The sequence below is a fragment of the Alkalihalophilus lindianensis genome (genome assembly GCF_032843265.1).
In the GTDB taxonomy this organism is placed as follows: Bacteria; Bacillota; Bacilli; order Bacillales; family Bacillaceae_D; genus Alkalihalophilus; species Alkalihalophilus lindianensis.
This window is the reverse complement of the sequence record NZ_JAWJBA010001031.1, coordinates 1-236: the sequence shown is the minus strand read 5'-3', so window position 1 is coordinate 236 and position 236 is coordinate 1. Positions and strand designations below refer to the sequence as shown.

Here is a 236-nt window from a genome sequence, read left to right as displayed (position 1 = left end):
TTGGATAGCGGGTAAACTTCTCCTCGCGAATGACCCGGAGTAAAGCCTCAAGCGTGTCATCTTTCGATAATGAAACAATTTCTGTTCGAGGGACCATTATTTCTTTAGCAATTCGATCGACAAAATCAAAGATTTTATTCACATACTTAAACTCTGATTGGTTTATTTCGCCACTTTTAAAGCTTTCTGACAGGATGATTCGAAGTTCTTCTTCCGTATGGGCGATTTCATTTTCT

The 236-nt window shown here is 38.6% G+C and carries 1 pseudogene; it reads right to left on the bottom strand.

What is annotated here, in order from left to right:
- Positions 1-236: pseudogene (locus RYX56_RS25245) on the bottom strand (hypothetical protein); the annotation flags it as partial.